Source organism: Arthrobacter sp. SAFR-044, from assembly GCF_059414985.1.
On sequence record NZ_JBPFDN010000005.1, the window covers coordinates 165443 to 179568 of the forward strand.

Sequence of the window (14126 nt, forward strand, 5' to 3'; positions counted from 1 at the left end):
TGGCCAGATGCATACCCCGGTTTCAGAAGTGGCTCGTGGGCCGGCATAGACAGACCCAAGAGCAGTCAAATCGAGTTATGCCTGTGTCGGCCCTGAAACGTCGGGGGCTGGGGGCTACTGCTGAAGGGTCGGCCGGACGACGAGCTCATTGATGTCGACATTTGCTGGCTGCGCGACGGCAAAGGCGATAACGTCGGCCACAGCTGTAGCGGGAATCCCGAACTGTTCGGCTGCGGCGTGGGCAGCCGCTCGGACTTCGGGATTGCCGCCCCGGTCCGTTAATTCAGTCAGCGTGAAGCCGGGCGAAACCACGGTTACGCGCACGTCGGTGTTCTCCTGGCGGAGCCCTTCGGAGAAGGCCCGGACGGCGTATTTTGTAGCGCTGTACATGGCTGCGGTCGGGTCAACGCGCAGGCCAGCGACCGAGGCGACATTGATGATGTGACCTGCCCGCCGGGACCGCATGCCGGGTAAAGCACTTGCCACACCGTGAAGTACGCCGCGCAGATTCACATCGATCATGGAGTTCCACTCTTCGATGCGCAGATCATGCACGGGGGACAACGGCATGACGCCCGCGTTGTTCACGAGAACGTCGACTGGACCAAATTGCTCTTCGGCGGCTTTCACGAAATCCTTGAAGTCGGCAAGGTCTGTAACGTCGAGCCGGCGGTACTCTGCCTCGCCTCCATCGCGCTGGATGCCGGCCACGAGGGTCCGCAGTGAATCCTCACGCCGCGCGCCGAGGAATACCCTGTGGCCCTGGGCTGCCAGCGCGCGTGCAGTGGCCGCCCCGATGCCACTGCTGGCACCGGTGACGATGATGTTCTTTTGGTTTTGATGGTTCATGTTTTGATACTCATTCACTTGCGGATGCGGAAAGGACAGGTCTGCCTGGGAGTGCCGCACCTTGTCAGTACTTCCCAATGGGTCGGTGGCTGCTTACGGCAAGAATCAGCCTGCCCGTGACGGTCCGTGCTTCCATTTGTGCGTGTGCTTCGGCAGCTTCTTCCAACGGGAGCACGAGCACCGGGAAGGTCAGCTGACCGCTTGCGATGAGAGGCAGGACAGCACGTCCGGCGGCTGCCCCGCGTTCGGGGTTTTCGGAGAGCGCCAGCCCGGCGCTGAAGCCCAGGATGCCGATGTTGCTGCGCCAAATCCTGTTGGTGTCGACCATGGTGCCCGCGTCCTGTGCGGCGCTGCCGACGACAAGCATGCGTGCGTGCTGTGCCATGACGTCCAGCGTGGCGAGGCGATGGTCTCCTCCTACGGGGTCGATAACGAGATCGAATGTTTCGTCGTGGAGGGCGTCGGGAAATTCGTCGGAGACAATGACACGGTCCAGCCCGAGAGACATAGCAGCGTTAGCCTTGTCCCTGGTGCGGACGGTACCAACTACCCGGCTGGCTCCGAGCATTCGGGCGACGGCGGGAAACGCGGAGGCGAGGCCACCAATGACGCCGTGGACCAGCACGCGGGATCCGGCACGGATGTTGCCGACTTCGGTGAGTGCCATATAGGCGGTCGCGGCGTTGCCAAGTCCCGCGACCACTTGGACCGGATCAGCACCGGATCCTTCGAGTGAGACGACCAGCGCGGCCGGGGCGGATACGACTTCTGCGTATCCTCCGCTGTTCGGAAGGGTCACGGTTGCGACGTGCTCACCGATCGAGAGACCGGTAACCCCTTCCCCGAGGGCGCGGACCGTCCCGGTGACTTCGAGTCCCGGTACATAGGAGGGCTTGGGGACGTAGTCGAGGTTGGCGAATGTTCCTCGGCGGATGATGGCATCGATGAGGCCGACGGCTGCGTACTGGACATCAATGGTTATTTCCCCCGCGGCCGGCTCGGGGGTGGGAAGGTGGACTTCCTGGATGACTTCGGGGCCGCCTAGGCCGTGGTCGACATGCTTTTCATTGTGGTTGTCCTATCGGTGTTGGTTCTCGCCGGAATTGCCTAGACGTGCTCTGGCACGGTGCGTAACGACAGCTGGTTCCTGTAGTCCTGCGCCAGGTCCCGCAGCTGTTCGTCCGTCAGGTCCCTTACGCCGTGAAGGATGAAGGGGCTCAGCCATTGCATTCCGAGCCGGCGGGCTGTGGCTTGCAGCGGGATGAGGATGTCGTTGTAGTCCCACCCGTGGAAGCCGTCTGGGGAGTAAGCCTCCCCGGCGCCGCCGGTGCTGGTGGCAACCCGGAGTGTCTTGCCTGCAAGGGCTCCGGGTGACCCGGTGCCGTAGGCCCAGCCGCGGACAAGCACCTCATCGAGCCAGGTTTTGAGGAATGCCGGAGGCGCGTACCAGTGGGTTGGGTATTGCAGGACGATGTTCTCGGCCGCTTCCACCGCGGCCCTCTCGGCGGCAAGGTCGATGTGGCCGTCCGGGTACAGGCGTCTTAGGTCGTGCACCGTCAGATCCGGTGCATCCTCGAGCGCGGTTGCCAGGGCCCTGTTGATACGGGAAGCGGAAAGGTTGGGATGGTCCAGAAGGACCAGCGTCTTGTGATGTACAGCTGTCATGGTCGTGGTTCCATTTCATTGGAGGGGAAGCCGCAGCAGGGTGTGGACAGCGGTCGGTTCCACACTCTGCAGTCGGGTGGCAGGGCTGGGTTATTTGTTCAGGAAGCGGAGCAGGATTTCGTTGATCTCGCCACCGTGCGTCCAGAGCATGCCGTGCGGGGCGCGTTCGATTTCCACGTACTCAGCGGATGGAACACGCTTGGTGAACTGTCGGCCCGTTGCGCCTATTGGGAGGATGCGGTCCTCCGTTCCATGGACAATCAGGGCCGGGACGGTGATCTTCTCGACCTCGGCACGGAAGTCCGTCAGCCATGAGTCGACGACGGCGAACGAGGCGTACCAGGAGGAGCGGGCCGCAACGTTCCATGCGCGCGCAGGGCTTCCTCGCTGAGTCGGCTTCCAAGGGAGGTGTCCGTGTTGTAGAAATCCTTGTAGAAAACGGCGAACCAGGCGTAGCGGTCTTCGATGGCGGCGTTGCGGATGCCGTCGAACACTGAGGAAGGAACGCCGGTGGCGTTGTCCTCGGTTTGCAGGAGGAATGGTTCGAGGGAAGCAAGGAACGCTGCCTTGGCTATCCGTGCCTCGCCGTAGGTGCCGATGTACCGTCCCACTTCGCCGGTGCCCATCGAGAAGCCAACCAGGACGACCTCCTGCAGGTCCAGGGATTCGAGGACGGTGTTGAGGTCTGCAGCGAAGGTGTCGTAGTCGTAGCCGGTGGTCGGTTTGCTTGACCTGCCGAAGCCCCGGCGGTCGTAGGTGATGACGCGGTAACCGGCGTTCAGGAGGGCTGCGCTTTGCTTCTCCCATGACCCGCCATCCAGCGGGTAGCCATGGATCAGGACAACCGGCTGCCCCGTGCCGTGGTCCTCATAGTAAAGCTCGATGTCCGTGCTGTTTTCCGTACCGACTTTGATGAAACCCATTGTTCTGCTTCCGGTTACTTGTCCCGAACGGGTGCTTTTTCGGCCACTCGGTCCGGGTCACTGGATGGCCATCGACGGATTCGTAGAGGCTCTTGGAACGGGCGAGGCCGTCCATCAGGCTGGCTGGTCCACGGAAGGGAAGGCCGCCAATGTGCCAACCGTCAGTATGCAGTTCTTCGATGAGGACCCATACGACCTCGCGGAAAGCTTCGGATCCTTCAAACTGAACCATGACGTCGGTCAGTGCCGCCGCCATCCGGTGCTTTTCGTCTTCGGTGAAGACCCCGTCGACGAGCTTGACGTTTACGAAGGGCATTGCCTTCTCCTATTGTTGTGGATGCTCCGGTTTGCCCCGGTACGTCAAGCATCGTTCCTGGAAAGAATCAGCGGACCCGCTGATTCGGTCAGGAATCACACAATTAGCGTCAAGCTGTAGAAGTTACGCAGGGAGGTGGCCGCCGTCGCCGTGGCGCAGCATGAGTCGCTCGAGATATAAGGAGGGACTCATTCCGACTTTCTGCGTGAATACGCGCCTCAGTGTCTCTGCACTTCCGAATCCGGTTGCGGCTGCCGTTGCGGCAACAGTGGCTCTGCGTTGGAGCATTGCCTGTGCGGCTTCGATGCGTACCTTTTCGACATACCGGGCTGGACTGGTCCCGGTTGCCTCTTGGAACCTGCGGGTAAGGCTGCTGGCGCTGAGATTTGTCATGGCGGCCATGGCATCGATCGAGTAATCGGCGGCTGGTTCAGCTGTGATGCGGTCCAGCAGTTCCCTCAGGACGTGGTCCCGGGATGTGTTCGCGCTGACGGCAACCGAACGCTGTGATTGGCTGCCGGGCCGTTGGTTGAATATGACCATTTGCCGAACGACGGCGCGGGCTACTTCCGGACCATAGTCGTCCTCAACCATGAATAACGCCAGGTCCACGCCGGAACTGATGCCAGCGGAAGTGATGATCGGATCATCCTGCACAAACAACGCATCGGGGACCACGTTAACCAGGGGAAATGACTTTCTGAACCGCTCGACCTGGGTCCAGTGCGTTGTCGCGTTCCGGTAGTTCAACAAACCCGTGTGCGCCAGGAGAAAAGCGCCAGTGCAAACGGATGCAATCCTTGTGGCGTCGGTCGTCAGCTGGGCAACGGCGTCGACCAGTTCCTGCTCGAAGGGCTTGGCCACCATGCCGTAGGCCCCAGGAACGAGCACCGTTTCCAGGGCACCTGCCCGCGCGGCGGTGGTTTCCACCATCAGATAGTGGCCGTTTGCAGCCCGTTTGGCTTGGCCGTCCGCTGAAACCATGACCGTCTTATAGCCGGCGCCAAAGGCATTGGCATGATGGAACACGTCAGCTGGCCCGGCGATGTCCATCATCGTGACGTTGTCGTGGACCAGGAACCCGATGGTCCTGCCACGTTCACTCACTTCTCACCGCAGTCCTCGCATCCGGCGCTGCACACGCCTCCAGGCACTCCTTTGCGCGCCTTTCCAATCATGAATCCTGACCCGATAGTTCACAACAGGCCGCACTCTTTCCGCAGGTGCTCACCGGACTTACGGGATTGGCTCAGAAAGCAGGGCCTGGCGGCGTGAAGCGCGCGGCCCACCCGCGAATGCAACCGCTTGAGCAGCGGCTAGAAGGCGGGGTTGATTCCCTGGGCATGAGTTCTGCCCAGGTGAGCCTGCAGCAGCCCACCAGGCCAGGAGGATGGAGGTGCCTTCTCCGGGTTGCGCAGTGCCTGTTCTACGACTGTCTGGCCCAGGCACTGCTCGATCATCAGCCGGGGATACATCGCTTCGACCTCGGAACGGTGCTTCTCCGCGCGAGGCAGCAGGGTATCGTCCCCGAAGTCGGCCCGAACGCCGAGGCGGAGGTACCTTGCCACGGGTCCCCGGCGTTCAGCGATCTGAGGTGAGGTGTGTAGCGCAATCGCTTCCCAGACCGAGTCAACCCGGGTGGCTTTCCATCCGTAGGTGGTCAGGAACGCCGCGGCCGCGTCCGCACCTTCGACTTCAAACCGCTGGGGGCCGTCATACTCGTCGGCGGTCCCGGCATCGTGGAAAAGGGAAGCGACCCGCAGAGCTGCCACATCAACAGCGCAGTCCTCGTTTGCAGCGATGGCTCTGGCATACTCGAACACCCGGGCGCTGTGGTTGAAGACGGGCAGCTGCAAGAGCTGAACCAACAAATCCTCGGCAGCAGCAAGTACGGCGTCCTCGGTATTCATGGGAGTGGACCCTCTTGTACCTGAGTTCGTCATGTATCTTCCTTTTCGTGGCTGCGGGGTCGGCGTTTCACTCATCATCATGGACTACCCAAAACCAAACAGTCTGAAGTTCGTCGGACACCTCGCCTTAGCCTGGGCATTTCTTAGCGTAAAGGAATCCTCGCCTTGCGCCGCCAAGGACCGCGGAGAGGCTCCGCCACCTGTCCAGGGCTCGCGTACATTGGGGAGGCGGCGAAAAATCAGGCTTTCAGCCAATACCCCTGTCAGTGCGATCGGTCCGCCACCGGGGAACCCTGCCAGGGGAGGGGCGGCCGGAGCGCCGCAAGGCAACCGCATCCCGGATGCCTGCAGCCATCAGAGCGGATTTGTGAAATCAAGGAAGACGTTGTCAGCAAAGAGACCCTCAGGAAGCTCGCCGGTCTCCAGGAACTCAATGAACTTCCGCTACAGGACGGCCCGGGCCGCATCCGCGACTGGCTGATCTACGGGGGCGTTTCGAACTCTCTCCGGGCCGGATCCCTGCTCCATAGGGATCTTGGTGATCATCGTCCCGCTCATTCCGCTGCCATATTGGCCTGCAGAACCTCCATCGTCCTCGCCAGATCAGCCGTCGGAGTGACCTCGACGACCCGTGTTCCGGCTGACACAATGGGCACATGTCCCGGAGGGGCATAGTAGAAATCCCCGGCGACGAATTCTTCATCATGGTCTGAAGCGGAACGCAATCTTTCCGCTCCGGACCGTACCCCAGTGCTCACACTGGCACCGGTCCTCAGGCAGTCCGCGGAACAGTGGAGCGGAGTCCGCGTCGAGGTGGAACCGCTCGAACGCGACAGTGAACGGTCCCAGCTCGGCATGCCGGCCCTCCAGGGGCTCATCGCTGACGAGAACCGGTGCTTGCGCGTTGGTGATTTTTGAGTGACATACGGTTGCGCCGCAGGTGCTGGTTCCAGGGGAAGAGAGCGGAGCAGCGGTGCGGTCGCGTTCATCCGTCGTGGGGTGATGCGCACATTCCAGCAGTAGAGGCCGGTGGTGACGTCCCCTGCTTGAGAATGCTCCCGTTGGCCTGTTGAGGCATCATTCCCGGTTGCGGTGCCGTCGGAGCGCTTATGACCAGAAGTCGGACACTTGGGCAGTGTCCTCCGCCATCTCAAGGGCCTCCGTAACCTTGCCTCCGGAGATGGTGAACACGATGACCGTCCGCTGGTCCAGCGCCTTTCCGTCGCGCTCGGCGTGGTTGGACTGCACCCCGATCGTGTACCTGTCGCCCGCGGCAACATCGTCCAGGGTGAGCTTGAGTGTCCCCTCGGACCGTGAGAACAACTCACCGAAATACGCCAGGATTTCCCCGACGCCCTTTTTGTCTCCTGAAAGGCCACCGGTTCCACCGATATGCCAGATCGCATCCTCGGTGAATAGCTCCCGGAGCGTGTCCATGTCGCCTGCGACGAATGCGTCGTAGCCGCGCCGCACCAGTGCGACGTCTTCCTGTGCTCCCATTTCACACACCTCAGTCATCGTTGTGGGAATTTGGCGAGGCTACAGTAAGCCTAGGGCAGGGGCTTGTCGAGAGGCGAAGGGCCCGGGGCAGGACGGCAGTCTTCACATCCCGTATTCCTGTCGGTTATTGCTGGCAGATTCCAAAGATGGACGATGAGCTGCTGGTGGCCCCGGCTGCAACGATCAAAAAAATCGCCAACAGGACGGGTGTCCACGAGAACTTCCTCGGCAAACATGTGCCCCTTCCACTCGGGCACGAAGTCGGCGAACGTCGAGACTATACGGCCGGCGTAGACGCACTTTTCCGTGTTGATGCGCCTCGCGGCCGTCAAACGCCTGGGCATCGGTGGTACAGGCTCATGGACCTGGACCGGGCGGGAATCTACTGGCGGCTTGACCCGAGGCTGTCGGAGGACCAACAGACGGGAGTGGGTCTACTACCCGCAACGACATCCAGCAACGATGTTGAAGCCGACGGGGCCCGTCAGGAGCGGGTGTGAAGGTAGTGAAGAATTGCGCGCGCCGTTTGCTCCGGTGCGCTTATGTGTGGGCAGTGCCCTGTTGCCTGGAGCTGCACAAGGGTGCTGTGCTCCAGGTTCTGGTGCAGGTAGGCGCCCACTTCGGGCGGGGCTAGCCGGTCGTCGGAGCACTGCAGAATGAGGCAGTTGGTGTGCAGCTTTCTCAGTTCGGGGCGGGTGTCGGAGAAGAATGTTACTTCGGCGAAGTGTCGGGCGATGGCCGGGTCTGTCTGGCAGAAGCTGGCACGCAGGTCTTCCGCTAGTTCCGGCTCTTGGGGGTTGCCCATGATGATGGGTGCCAGGGCCGCGGCCCAGGCGAAATAGTCGCTGTCCAGAGCTGCCAGCAGGCCTACGATGTCTTCCCGGGAGAATCCGCCGATGTAGCCGTCGTAGGGGTCGTCCGTGTGGCGGGGTGAGGGAGCCAGCAGGATCAGGTGGGAAAAACGGGTGGGTTCCTGGTTTGCGGCGACGACGGCGATCATGGTGCTGACGCTGTGTCCGACCAGGATGACGTCCTCGAGGTCAAGGGCTGTGCAGATCTCCAGCAGATCCGTCGCATACCCTTTCAGGGATTCGTACTTTTCCCAGTCATAGGCGCTGATGTCGGAGTGTCCTGCACCAACGTGGTCAAAAAGCACCAGCCGGTACTCATTCATGAAGTAGGGGACCAGGTTCCGCCACATGGTTTGATCGCAGCCGAAGCCGTGGGCAAACATCAACACAGGCCCGTCCTCCCGGCCCATTAGGGTGACATTGTTCCGGGCGATTACCACAGCGTCTGCTTTGATCACTTTCTTACTTACCCTCACCTAGGGTGGCGTTCTTTCCCAGACTATCCACGGGAAACAGAGAAATCCTAGGGCTCCAGCCACTATGACCTTCACGGTGACGCCGATCCAGCCCATGGGAGACGACGTGCCTGCCGGGATTCCCAGGCCAGGCCGATCGAGCTCGGGGCCCAAGCTGGAACTCCGATACTGAACGCCCCGCCAATGTGATGCCTGGTTGCTGTCCTGTGGCGGTCCTAGGGCTTTGGATTCGTTCTTGCAGGGGACCAGCTGCTGGGTTGAGAGGCTGGAGTGCAACTTAGGGAACCAGCGCCGGGGTTCGGTAACTTCGTCCGGCTGCAGAAGTGATCATGCCACGCGGAAATTTCCGGTCCCCGGGGGCGGCGCGGCAGCGCCCTGGTTGTGCGGAGGATCCGCCCAGCTAACATCTCTCCCTCCAGAATGACACTAGGCGATCCAAGTGAAACCGCAGACCCGAGGCCGGTGCGTTCATGTCACGTCAGTGGGCCGTCTGGCTCACGAATCTCACGTCGGTTCCGGCGCCGATCTTCTGGGCGGATGTAGGAGTGTGAGACACCCTTTCGTGCATAGTGCTGCGGGCAATTCAGCCTTCTCAGTGGCCTTCGGAATACCTTGCCCCTGGGGAGCATCACGACCTGGCCGGTGCAGCCTCCCAGCTGGAGACGTGGCGTCTGCGGTACCTCATTCCGCTGCCCTCGTTGACGCGGGTCGGCCAACACCGCCCAGCGCCTGAATATTAAGGTGCAGTTTCGGAAATTCCTGCTGCGGTGGCCTTCACCTGTTCATGGGTCGGGGACCTTCTGAACCTTATCGTTGGGGAACAGGCGCAGAACTGGGTTTCGTTAGCTGTTGCGCTCCTTCACGGTTGAGCCGGGACTGACGACCGGAAGGTGTCAGTATTGGAAGTGAAGTAATTGTGCACATCGTAGAAGGTCAATTTCGGGGGCGCCGCAAAGCCCAGTTCCATGCTCAGAGGGCCGATCTTTTCCTGGGCGAAGGCGTCGAACTGCTCGCGGCTTTCCCACACATCGGTGACTTGGAATCCCTTATCCGTAGCGGTGGCCCAGTGGGATATTGAACCTGCGGGACCGGGACCGCCTGGGGTCAAGCCCATCTTCTTGTTGATCTCGTCGTATTGTTCAAGCGTCGTCCCGTCGAACTCCATGATGATTGCGACTGCCATGATCTTCTCCTTATTGGAGCGGGTCGGTTTTTTGGACCCGCAGGTGGTTGTCCGCCATGTCCAGCAAGGCGAATATAGAACCCCGGTCGAGGGGCTTATATACGTAATACTGCGTATGTCGGGAGCGGGCCAGATGGGGTAGCCCCAACCGCCGGCAGTCCCTTGAATGTGTTGAATCCCGTTCGCTAGCCTTGGGAAACCAGCCATTCGTTTTTGGGTGGGCAGAACAATGGATACTTTTGGGGACCTGGCCAGCGAGCTTGTCCGGCTGCCGGACCGCGGGACATATCTGAGAGCCGCCAGCGAGCTTCTCTCTAAGCTTTTCCCCTGTGATGGGCTTGCGTGGAATGAGTTGGACATGCGAGCGGTCCGGGCGGAGGTCTACGCGCGCCCCCAGACTCACCCATTCGGTGACCTTGCCCGGAAACTGCTTGAAAGTCGAAACGACCATCCGCTGGTTAGAAGCGATTTAGTTGACTCCATGACCGGGGTGTGGCGACCGCGCCGCCTCAGCGACGTTGTCTCCGACCGGGAGTTTTATGAATCGCGTCTTTACCGTGAGGGTTTCCGGGAAATGCGGATTAACCGCCAATTGTCACTGCGGGCCGCGCAGTTGGGCCCCGGAATTTTGCACAGTTGGGTCATGAACCGGTGGAACCACGATTTCAGCGACAAGGAAATGGACCTTGCCAGGGAAGTCCAACCCGTGCTGTGTCTCCTCGACACAGCCTATTCACATCCGCACACTTCAATGACGAACCCGTGGCCTGTTGACGCTTTTGGCCTGACGGACCGCGAGACAGAGATCCTGGCGCTTGTGGCGCAAGGCCTGAAAAGCACGGCAGTCGGCCATCTGCTGGGAATCAGCCCGCGGACAGTCACCAGACACCTGGAACACTCCTACGTAAAGCTCGGGTGCAACAACCGCGTGGATGCCGTCAGGCTGTTTACATCGACTTGCCGCCGTGCCCCGGGTACCAGTGACTTCCGCGCCCCGTGGTGAGCCGGGACATCCCCAGTCCCCGGCTCAGCTGGCCACATCCCTCGCACTTTATCGAACATGGTTTCCCGGGAACGTGCTTATCCGGCCGACCACCACCTTGCCGGACCAGACCTCGGGGTGTGCATCCACGACGTTGAGCATGCGGCTGAATCTTAACGTTTCCCCTTCGCTGAAGGAAGAACGACGACGGCGCTCAGCGCACGTAGTCAGCGCCAGTGATGTCGGTGGCAGCCCAGGCCGGTGCGGCGGCGTACGCAAGGATGTCCTCCCTCGCGGAGCCGCGTGCGATCCCCTTGGTCAGGGCGAGGAGTCCGCCTTTGGCAGCACCGTAGGCGCGGTGTTCGTCGTCGTCGCCCCGTGGGCGGAGCGGCTGGTGACGCATTTCAACCTTGGGCGCATGGAAATGCAGCAGCCGGGTCCGCCCCCAGTAGCGGCTGTCCGCAAACAAGTCATTGCCAAGCCTGGCAGGGGCTCTTGCTGGCCGGGTTAGGCTGCGGTGATTTCAAGGCTTCGTATCAATCCGTTGTGAAGGTTGAAGGTGTACTTCAGATCAGCAGTGGATCCGGGAAAGTTGCCTTCGAGGCGGTTCCACACGGCATATTGATCCGGCTCTGCCTGAGCGGCGCGCTGGAACGTGGTGGTGTACGCGTACTCTGTTGTGACGCTGGTGAGGAAGTGAAGTACTTCCTTTCTTGATGCATACCGGGTGCCATTATCGGTCACCTGCGGGTCTTCGATGAACACCTCAATTGTTTTCGGAGCCTTGCTGGCACGAAGGTAGGTCAAGATGCTTGTCGGCAGCTGGTGGCTCTGCAGGTCGAGCGGGGTGAAATTCGTGGACATGGGGTTCCTTATTCTTGAGACGGACGGACGGACGGACGGCCGGTAACGGCGTAGGTGTTAAAGGTGCTGCTTTCGGTCCGGTGCTCTAGGCCTGCTGTTCTGAGAGGAGTTCGAGGGTCAGGTCCCAAAGGCGTTCGGCGTGGGCGCTGTCCAGGGCATAGGGAGCGACACCGGTGTAGTCCGGACCGCGGTGGTCGACAAGGGGTGCTTCGTTGACGTCTTCGAAGTAGCGTCCTCCTATCCCTTCGAGAGCCGGTGCGGTGGCAACATACAAGGTCGTCGCTGCGCCCTGCTGCGGTGTTTTCCGGCGCTCGACGGGTGTGCGGAGTCCGCCGGTGTGGCGCTGCAGTTTAGTTGCTATCGCCCCCGGCATGACGGCGTTGGACGTGATCCCGTCATTGGCCCAGCGCCGGGTCAACCCCACTGCGAAAAGGGCTGCTGCTGTTTTCGATTGTCCGTAGGCGACGAAGGGGTCGTACGGGATGAAGTTGAAGTGGGGGTCATCGAAGAGGACGGGGGAGAAGAGGTGGCCGCTGGAGCTTAGGGATACGACGCGGGCGTTGCCGGCTTCGGTGAGAGCAGGGTGCAGGGCCTGGGCGAGCGCGAAGTGGCCGAGGTGGTTGGTGGCGAACTGCATTTCCCAACCTTCGGATGTCCGCTCCAGCGCTGGCAGCGCCATGATTCCTGCGTTGTTGACCAGGACGTCCAGCGGTCCGCGCCACTGATGAGCGAAATCGGCGATGGTTGCCATGTTGGCCAAATCGAGCCTGGCAAGATGAATGTTGTCGTTGCCTGTCCCGGCGCGCAGGTCTGCCACCACCGTGGCGGCCGCGTCCAGGTTCCGGACCGCGAGGGTGACCTCGGCGCCGATGGCGGCAAAGGCGCGGGCTGTTTCGATGCCAATGCCTGACGCGCCGCCGGTGATAACGACCCGTTTGCCGGTGAAGTCGATGCCGGCGCTGACATCTGAAGCGGTGGAATTGAATCCGAATCCTGAGTTGATGGATGACATGGTGTCTCTGCTTTCCAGGGGGAGTACTGATACTGGGAGCGCCTAGGCCGGCGATGACCGGCACTTCGCGGCGGTGCTGTTTCAGTGTGCTCCGGCTGGAAAAGGACAGGTAGATCCCCCTGCTTCATATGAATGCCAGGGCTACCCTCCGGGAATTACCCCTTCCAGGGTGTCACGGTGGGTTTCGACCGCCGGCTTCCTGGCGGGGTGGTCTTCAAGGCGTGATGTCCGCCCGGGAGATGGAGGCGAGGCGTTGCAGGGCCTGCTCGGACGGGCTTCCGGGTTTGGCATGGTGGATGACCAGCAGGTGCCCGTTGGTACCGCTGACACCGAGTTTTTCGTGGAATAGTTCCAGCTCGCCCACGACAGGGTGGTGCAGGAGGCGGTATCCGGAGACCTTTGGCCGCACGTCGTGGCGGTTCCACAATTGAAGGAAATACGCGCTGCGTTCAGCCAGGTCCATGACGAGCGATTTCAGCTGTGGGTCGTTGACATGCGAACCTGCGGAAGCGCGCAGGCCTGCGACGGCCTCCTGCATGACCGTTTCCCAGTCCTCGTAGAGCGCCTGCTCAGCCGGGTCGAGAAACGCTGCCCGCAGCACATTGGTGCCCGGGGCATTTCGAGGCGACAACGCTACGGCAAGGGGGTTGGCGGCGAGCACGGTCATGAACCGGTCCTGGACGAACGCCGGCACGTGTCCCAAAGTGACAAGCAGGTCCGAAAGCGCTGGGCTGACGCCCTCGGCGGCAGCAGGGACACCGGCAGGAGCGGCTAGCGGAGCCTGAGCGGTGGACGACTGGGCAAGCCGGTGCAGGTGCAGGGTTGACGGCGGATCCAGGCGTAAAGCGCGGGCCAGCGAGTCCAGGATCTGCGGAGAGGGATGGTGGTCTTTGCCCTGTTCCAAACGTACGTAGTAATCCACGCTGATTCCGGCCAGGCTGGCGACCTCTTCCCGGCGCAGCCCCGCCACCCGCCGTCGTCCATAGCTGACGAGCCCTGCCTGCTCGGGTTGTACCAATTGACGACGCGCCTTCAGGTACTCGCTCAGGGCAACATTCCTTCCCAAGGGGTCAGGCCCGGCGCCGTACGGAACTAACCAACGGGGTACGTGCCAATTCAGCCGGAGGGCGCGCCACCGAGGCCTGGTTATGTGCCATGGATTCAGCATACGGAATGCTGACGGACAGGACGGGCTCGAGTGGCCCCGCGGAGGCGCTGCTTCTCAGGTGGGGGGACAAAATCTGGGGCGTTGGACCTCGCTAAGCGTCATGCCTAAAGCCCCTGATGCCGCGCCACCTGCCATGGTTGTCTTGACGGCATGATCAGCAGAGATGCCGCCCTTCGGGCGGTAAAGGGCTTTCATACTGCAGCATGGTTCAGCATCGAGGCCTGCATGGTCTACCTGCTCTATGCGGGGTTTTCTGGAAAGAGCGATAGGCGCGCGGCGGTGGCTGCTGCAGTTGTGGGCGGGGAAACCCTGGTCTTCGTGGTGAACGGCTTCCGTTGCCCCCTTACCCCGCTCGCACAACGCCTGGGTGATCCCCATGGATCTGTAACGGACATTTACCTGCCGCGTTGGTTCGCCCATAACCTCC

At 61.5% G+C, this 14126-nt stretch carries 16 protein-coding genes and 1 pseudogene; 3 read left to right on the plus strand and 14 right to left on the minus strand.

Features of this window, described 5'->3' with window-relative positions; translation table 11 throughout:
- Positions 1-114: 114 nt before the first annotated feature.
- From ACR65J_RS09930 to ACR65J_RS09960, 7 genes and pseudogenes are all read right to left on the minus strand, one after another.
- Positions 115-849: an SDR family oxidoreductase gene (locus ACR65J_RS09930; protein WP_440168221.1), complete on the minus strand. Its 735-nt coding sequence runs from the start codon at positions 847-849 to the stop codon at positions 115-117.
- Positions 850-913: 64 nt separating this feature from the next.
- Complete coding sequence (locus tag ACR65J_RS09935; RefSeq protein ID WP_440168461.1) at positions 914-1876, minus strand: quinone oxidoreductase family protein; 963 nt, start codon at positions 1874-1876, stop codon at positions 914-916.
- 80 nt (positions 1877-1956) lie between these two features.
- On the minus strand, positions 1957-2514 hold the full coding sequence (locus ACR65J_RS09940) for an NAD(P)H-dependent oxidoreductase (protein WP_440168223.1): 558 nt from the start codon (positions 2512-2514) through the stop codon (positions 1957-1959).
- A 90-nt stretch (positions 2515-2604) separates the two neighbouring features.
- Positions 2605-3437: pseudogene (locus ACR65J_RS09945) on the minus strand (alpha/beta fold hydrolase).
- Positions 3382-3753 (minus strand): tautomerase family protein, encoded by a 372-nt coding sequence (locus tag ACR65J_RS09950; RefSeq protein ID WP_440168225.1) that lies wholly within the window; start codon positions 3751-3753, stop codon positions 3382-3384. Before ACR65J_RS09950 ends, ACR65J_RS09945 begins: the two are co-directional and overlap by 56 nt.
- Before the next feature lie 123 nt (positions 3754-3876).
- A complete protein-coding gene (locus ACR65J_RS09955) occupies positions 3877-4860 on the minus strand; it encodes a GlxA family transcriptional regulator (RefSeq protein WP_440168227.1) in 984 nt (327 codons plus the stop codon).
- Positions 4861-5069: 209 nt separating this feature from the next.
- Complete coding sequence (locus ACR65J_RS09960; protein ID WP_440168229.1) at positions 5070-5696, minus strand: HD domain-containing protein; 627 nt, start codon at positions 5694-5696, stop codon at positions 5070-5072.
- Positions 5697-6413: 717 nt separating this feature from the next.
- Here ACR65J_RS09960 and ACR65J_RS09965 point away from each other — a divergent pair.
- The gene (locus tag ACR65J_RS09965; protein ID WP_440168231.1) at positions 6414-6581 is read left to right on the plus strand and encodes a hypothetical protein; all 168 of its coding nucleotides are present in this window, start codon (positions 6414-6416) and stop codon (positions 6579-6581) included.
- A 189-nt stretch (positions 6582-6770) separates the two neighbouring features.
- Here ACR65J_RS09965 and ACR65J_RS09970 read toward each other — a convergent pair whose 3' ends face one another.
- A complete protein-coding gene (locus ACR65J_RS09970; RefSeq protein WP_440168233.1) occupies positions 6771-7163 on the minus strand; it encodes a nuclear transport factor 2 family protein in 393 nt (130 codons plus the stop codon).
- 146 nt (positions 7164-7309) lie between these two features.
- Here ACR65J_RS09970 and ACR65J_RS09975 point away from each other — a divergent pair, with 146 nt between their 5' ends.
- Entirely contained in the window at positions 7310-7663 is a 354-nt protein-coding gene (locus tag ACR65J_RS09975) for a hypothetical protein (protein WP_440168235.1), read from the plus strand.
- On the opposite strand, the gene ACR65J_RS09980 is transcribed toward ACR65J_RS09975, so the two are convergent.
- On the minus strand, positions 7648-8472 hold the full coding sequence (locus ACR65J_RS09980; RefSeq protein WP_440168236.1) for an alpha/beta fold hydrolase: 825 nt from the start codon (positions 8470-8472) through the stop codon (positions 7648-7650). The genes ACR65J_RS09975 and ACR65J_RS09980 overlap by 16 nt on opposite strands.
- 877 nt (positions 8473-9349) lie before the next feature.
- Positions 9350-9673: a hypothetical protein gene (locus ACR65J_RS09985; RefSeq protein ID WP_440168238.1), complete on the minus strand. Its 324-nt coding sequence runs from the start codon at positions 9671-9673 to the stop codon at positions 9350-9352.
- Positions 9674-10154: 481 nt separating this feature from the next.
- On the opposite strand from ACR65J_RS09985, the gene ACR65J_RS09990 reads away from it, so the two are divergent.
- A complete protein-coding gene (locus ACR65J_RS09990; protein WP_440168240.1) occupies positions 10155-10676 on the plus strand; it encodes a response regulator transcription factor in 522 nt (173 codons plus the stop codon).
- Between the two features lie 193 nt (positions 10677-10869).
- Here the strand turns inward: ACR65J_RS09990 and ACR65J_RS09995 are convergent, their stop codons facing one another.
- The 4 genes from ACR65J_RS09995 to ACR65J_RS10010 form a co-directional block, all read right to left on the minus strand.
- Positions 10870-11058, minus strand: coding sequence for a hypothetical protein (locus tag ACR65J_RS09995; protein WP_440168242.1), 189 nt, complete (start codon positions 11056-11058; stop codon positions 10870-10872).
- Between the two features lie 104 nt (positions 11059-11162).
- On the minus strand, positions 11163-11519 hold the full coding sequence (locus ACR65J_RS10000) for a hypothetical protein (protein WP_440168243.1): 357 nt from the start codon (positions 11517-11519) through the stop codon (positions 11163-11165).
- Positions 11520-11604: 85 nt separating this feature from the next.
- On the minus strand, positions 11605-12531 hold the full coding sequence (locus ACR65J_RS10005; protein WP_440168244.1) for an SDR family NAD(P)-dependent oxidoreductase: 927 nt from the start codon (positions 12529-12531) through the stop codon (positions 11605-11607).
- Positions 12532-12745: 214 nt separating this feature from the next.
- Entirely contained in the window at positions 12746-13549 is an 804-nt protein-coding gene (locus ACR65J_RS10010) for a helix-turn-helix transcriptional regulator (protein WP_440168246.1), read from the minus strand.
- Between the last annotated feature and the right edge of the window lie 577 nt (positions 13550-14126).

Excerpts from the sequence above, each read along its gene's own strand:
- ACR65J_RS09985 (WP_440168238.1), bottom strand. The coding sequence starts at position 9,673 with ATGGCAGTCGCAATCATCATGGAGTTCGACGGGACGACGCTTGAACAA.
- ACR65J_RS09950 (WP_440168225.1), bottom strand. The coding sequence starts at position 3,753 with ATGCCCTTCGTAAACGTCAAGCTCGTCGACGGGGTCTTCACCGAAGAC.
- ACR65J_RS09990 (WP_440168240.1), top strand. The coding sequence starts at position 10,155 with ATGACCGGGGTGTGGCGACCGCGCCGCCTCAGCGACGTTGTCTCCGAC.
- ACR65J_RS09995 (WP_440168242.1), bottom strand. The coding sequence starts at position 11,058 with ATGCGTCACCAGCCGCTCCGCCCACGGGGCGACGACGACGAACACCGC.
- ACR65J_RS09970 (WP_440168233.1), bottom strand. The coding sequence starts at position 7,163 with ATGGGAGCACAGGAAGACGTCGCACTGGTGCGGCGCGGCTACGACGCA.
- ACR65J_RS09930 (WP_440168221.1), bottom strand. The coding sequence starts at position 849 with ATGAACCATCAAAACCAAAAGAACATCATCGTCACCGGTGCCAGCAGT.
- ACR65J_RS10000 (WP_440168243.1), bottom strand. The coding sequence starts at position 11,519 with ATGTCCACGAATTTCACCCCGCTCGACCTGCAGAGCCACCAGCTGCCG.
- ACR65J_RS09975 (WP_440168235.1), top strand. The coding sequence starts at position 7,310 with ATGGACGATGAGCTGCTGGTGGCCCCGGCTGCAACGATCAAAAAAATC.
- ACR65J_RS10005 (WP_440168244.1), bottom strand. The coding sequence starts at position 12,531 with ATGTCATCCATCAACTCAGGATTCGGATTCAATTCCACCGCTTCAGAT.
- ACR65J_RS09960 (WP_440168229.1), bottom strand. The coding sequence starts at position 5,696 with ATGACGAACTCAGGTACAAGAGGGTCCACTCCCATGAATACCGAGGAC.
- ACR65J_RS09940 (WP_440168223.1), bottom strand. The coding sequence starts at position 2,514 with ATGACAGCTGTACATCACAAGACGCTGGTCCTTCTGGACCATCCCAAC.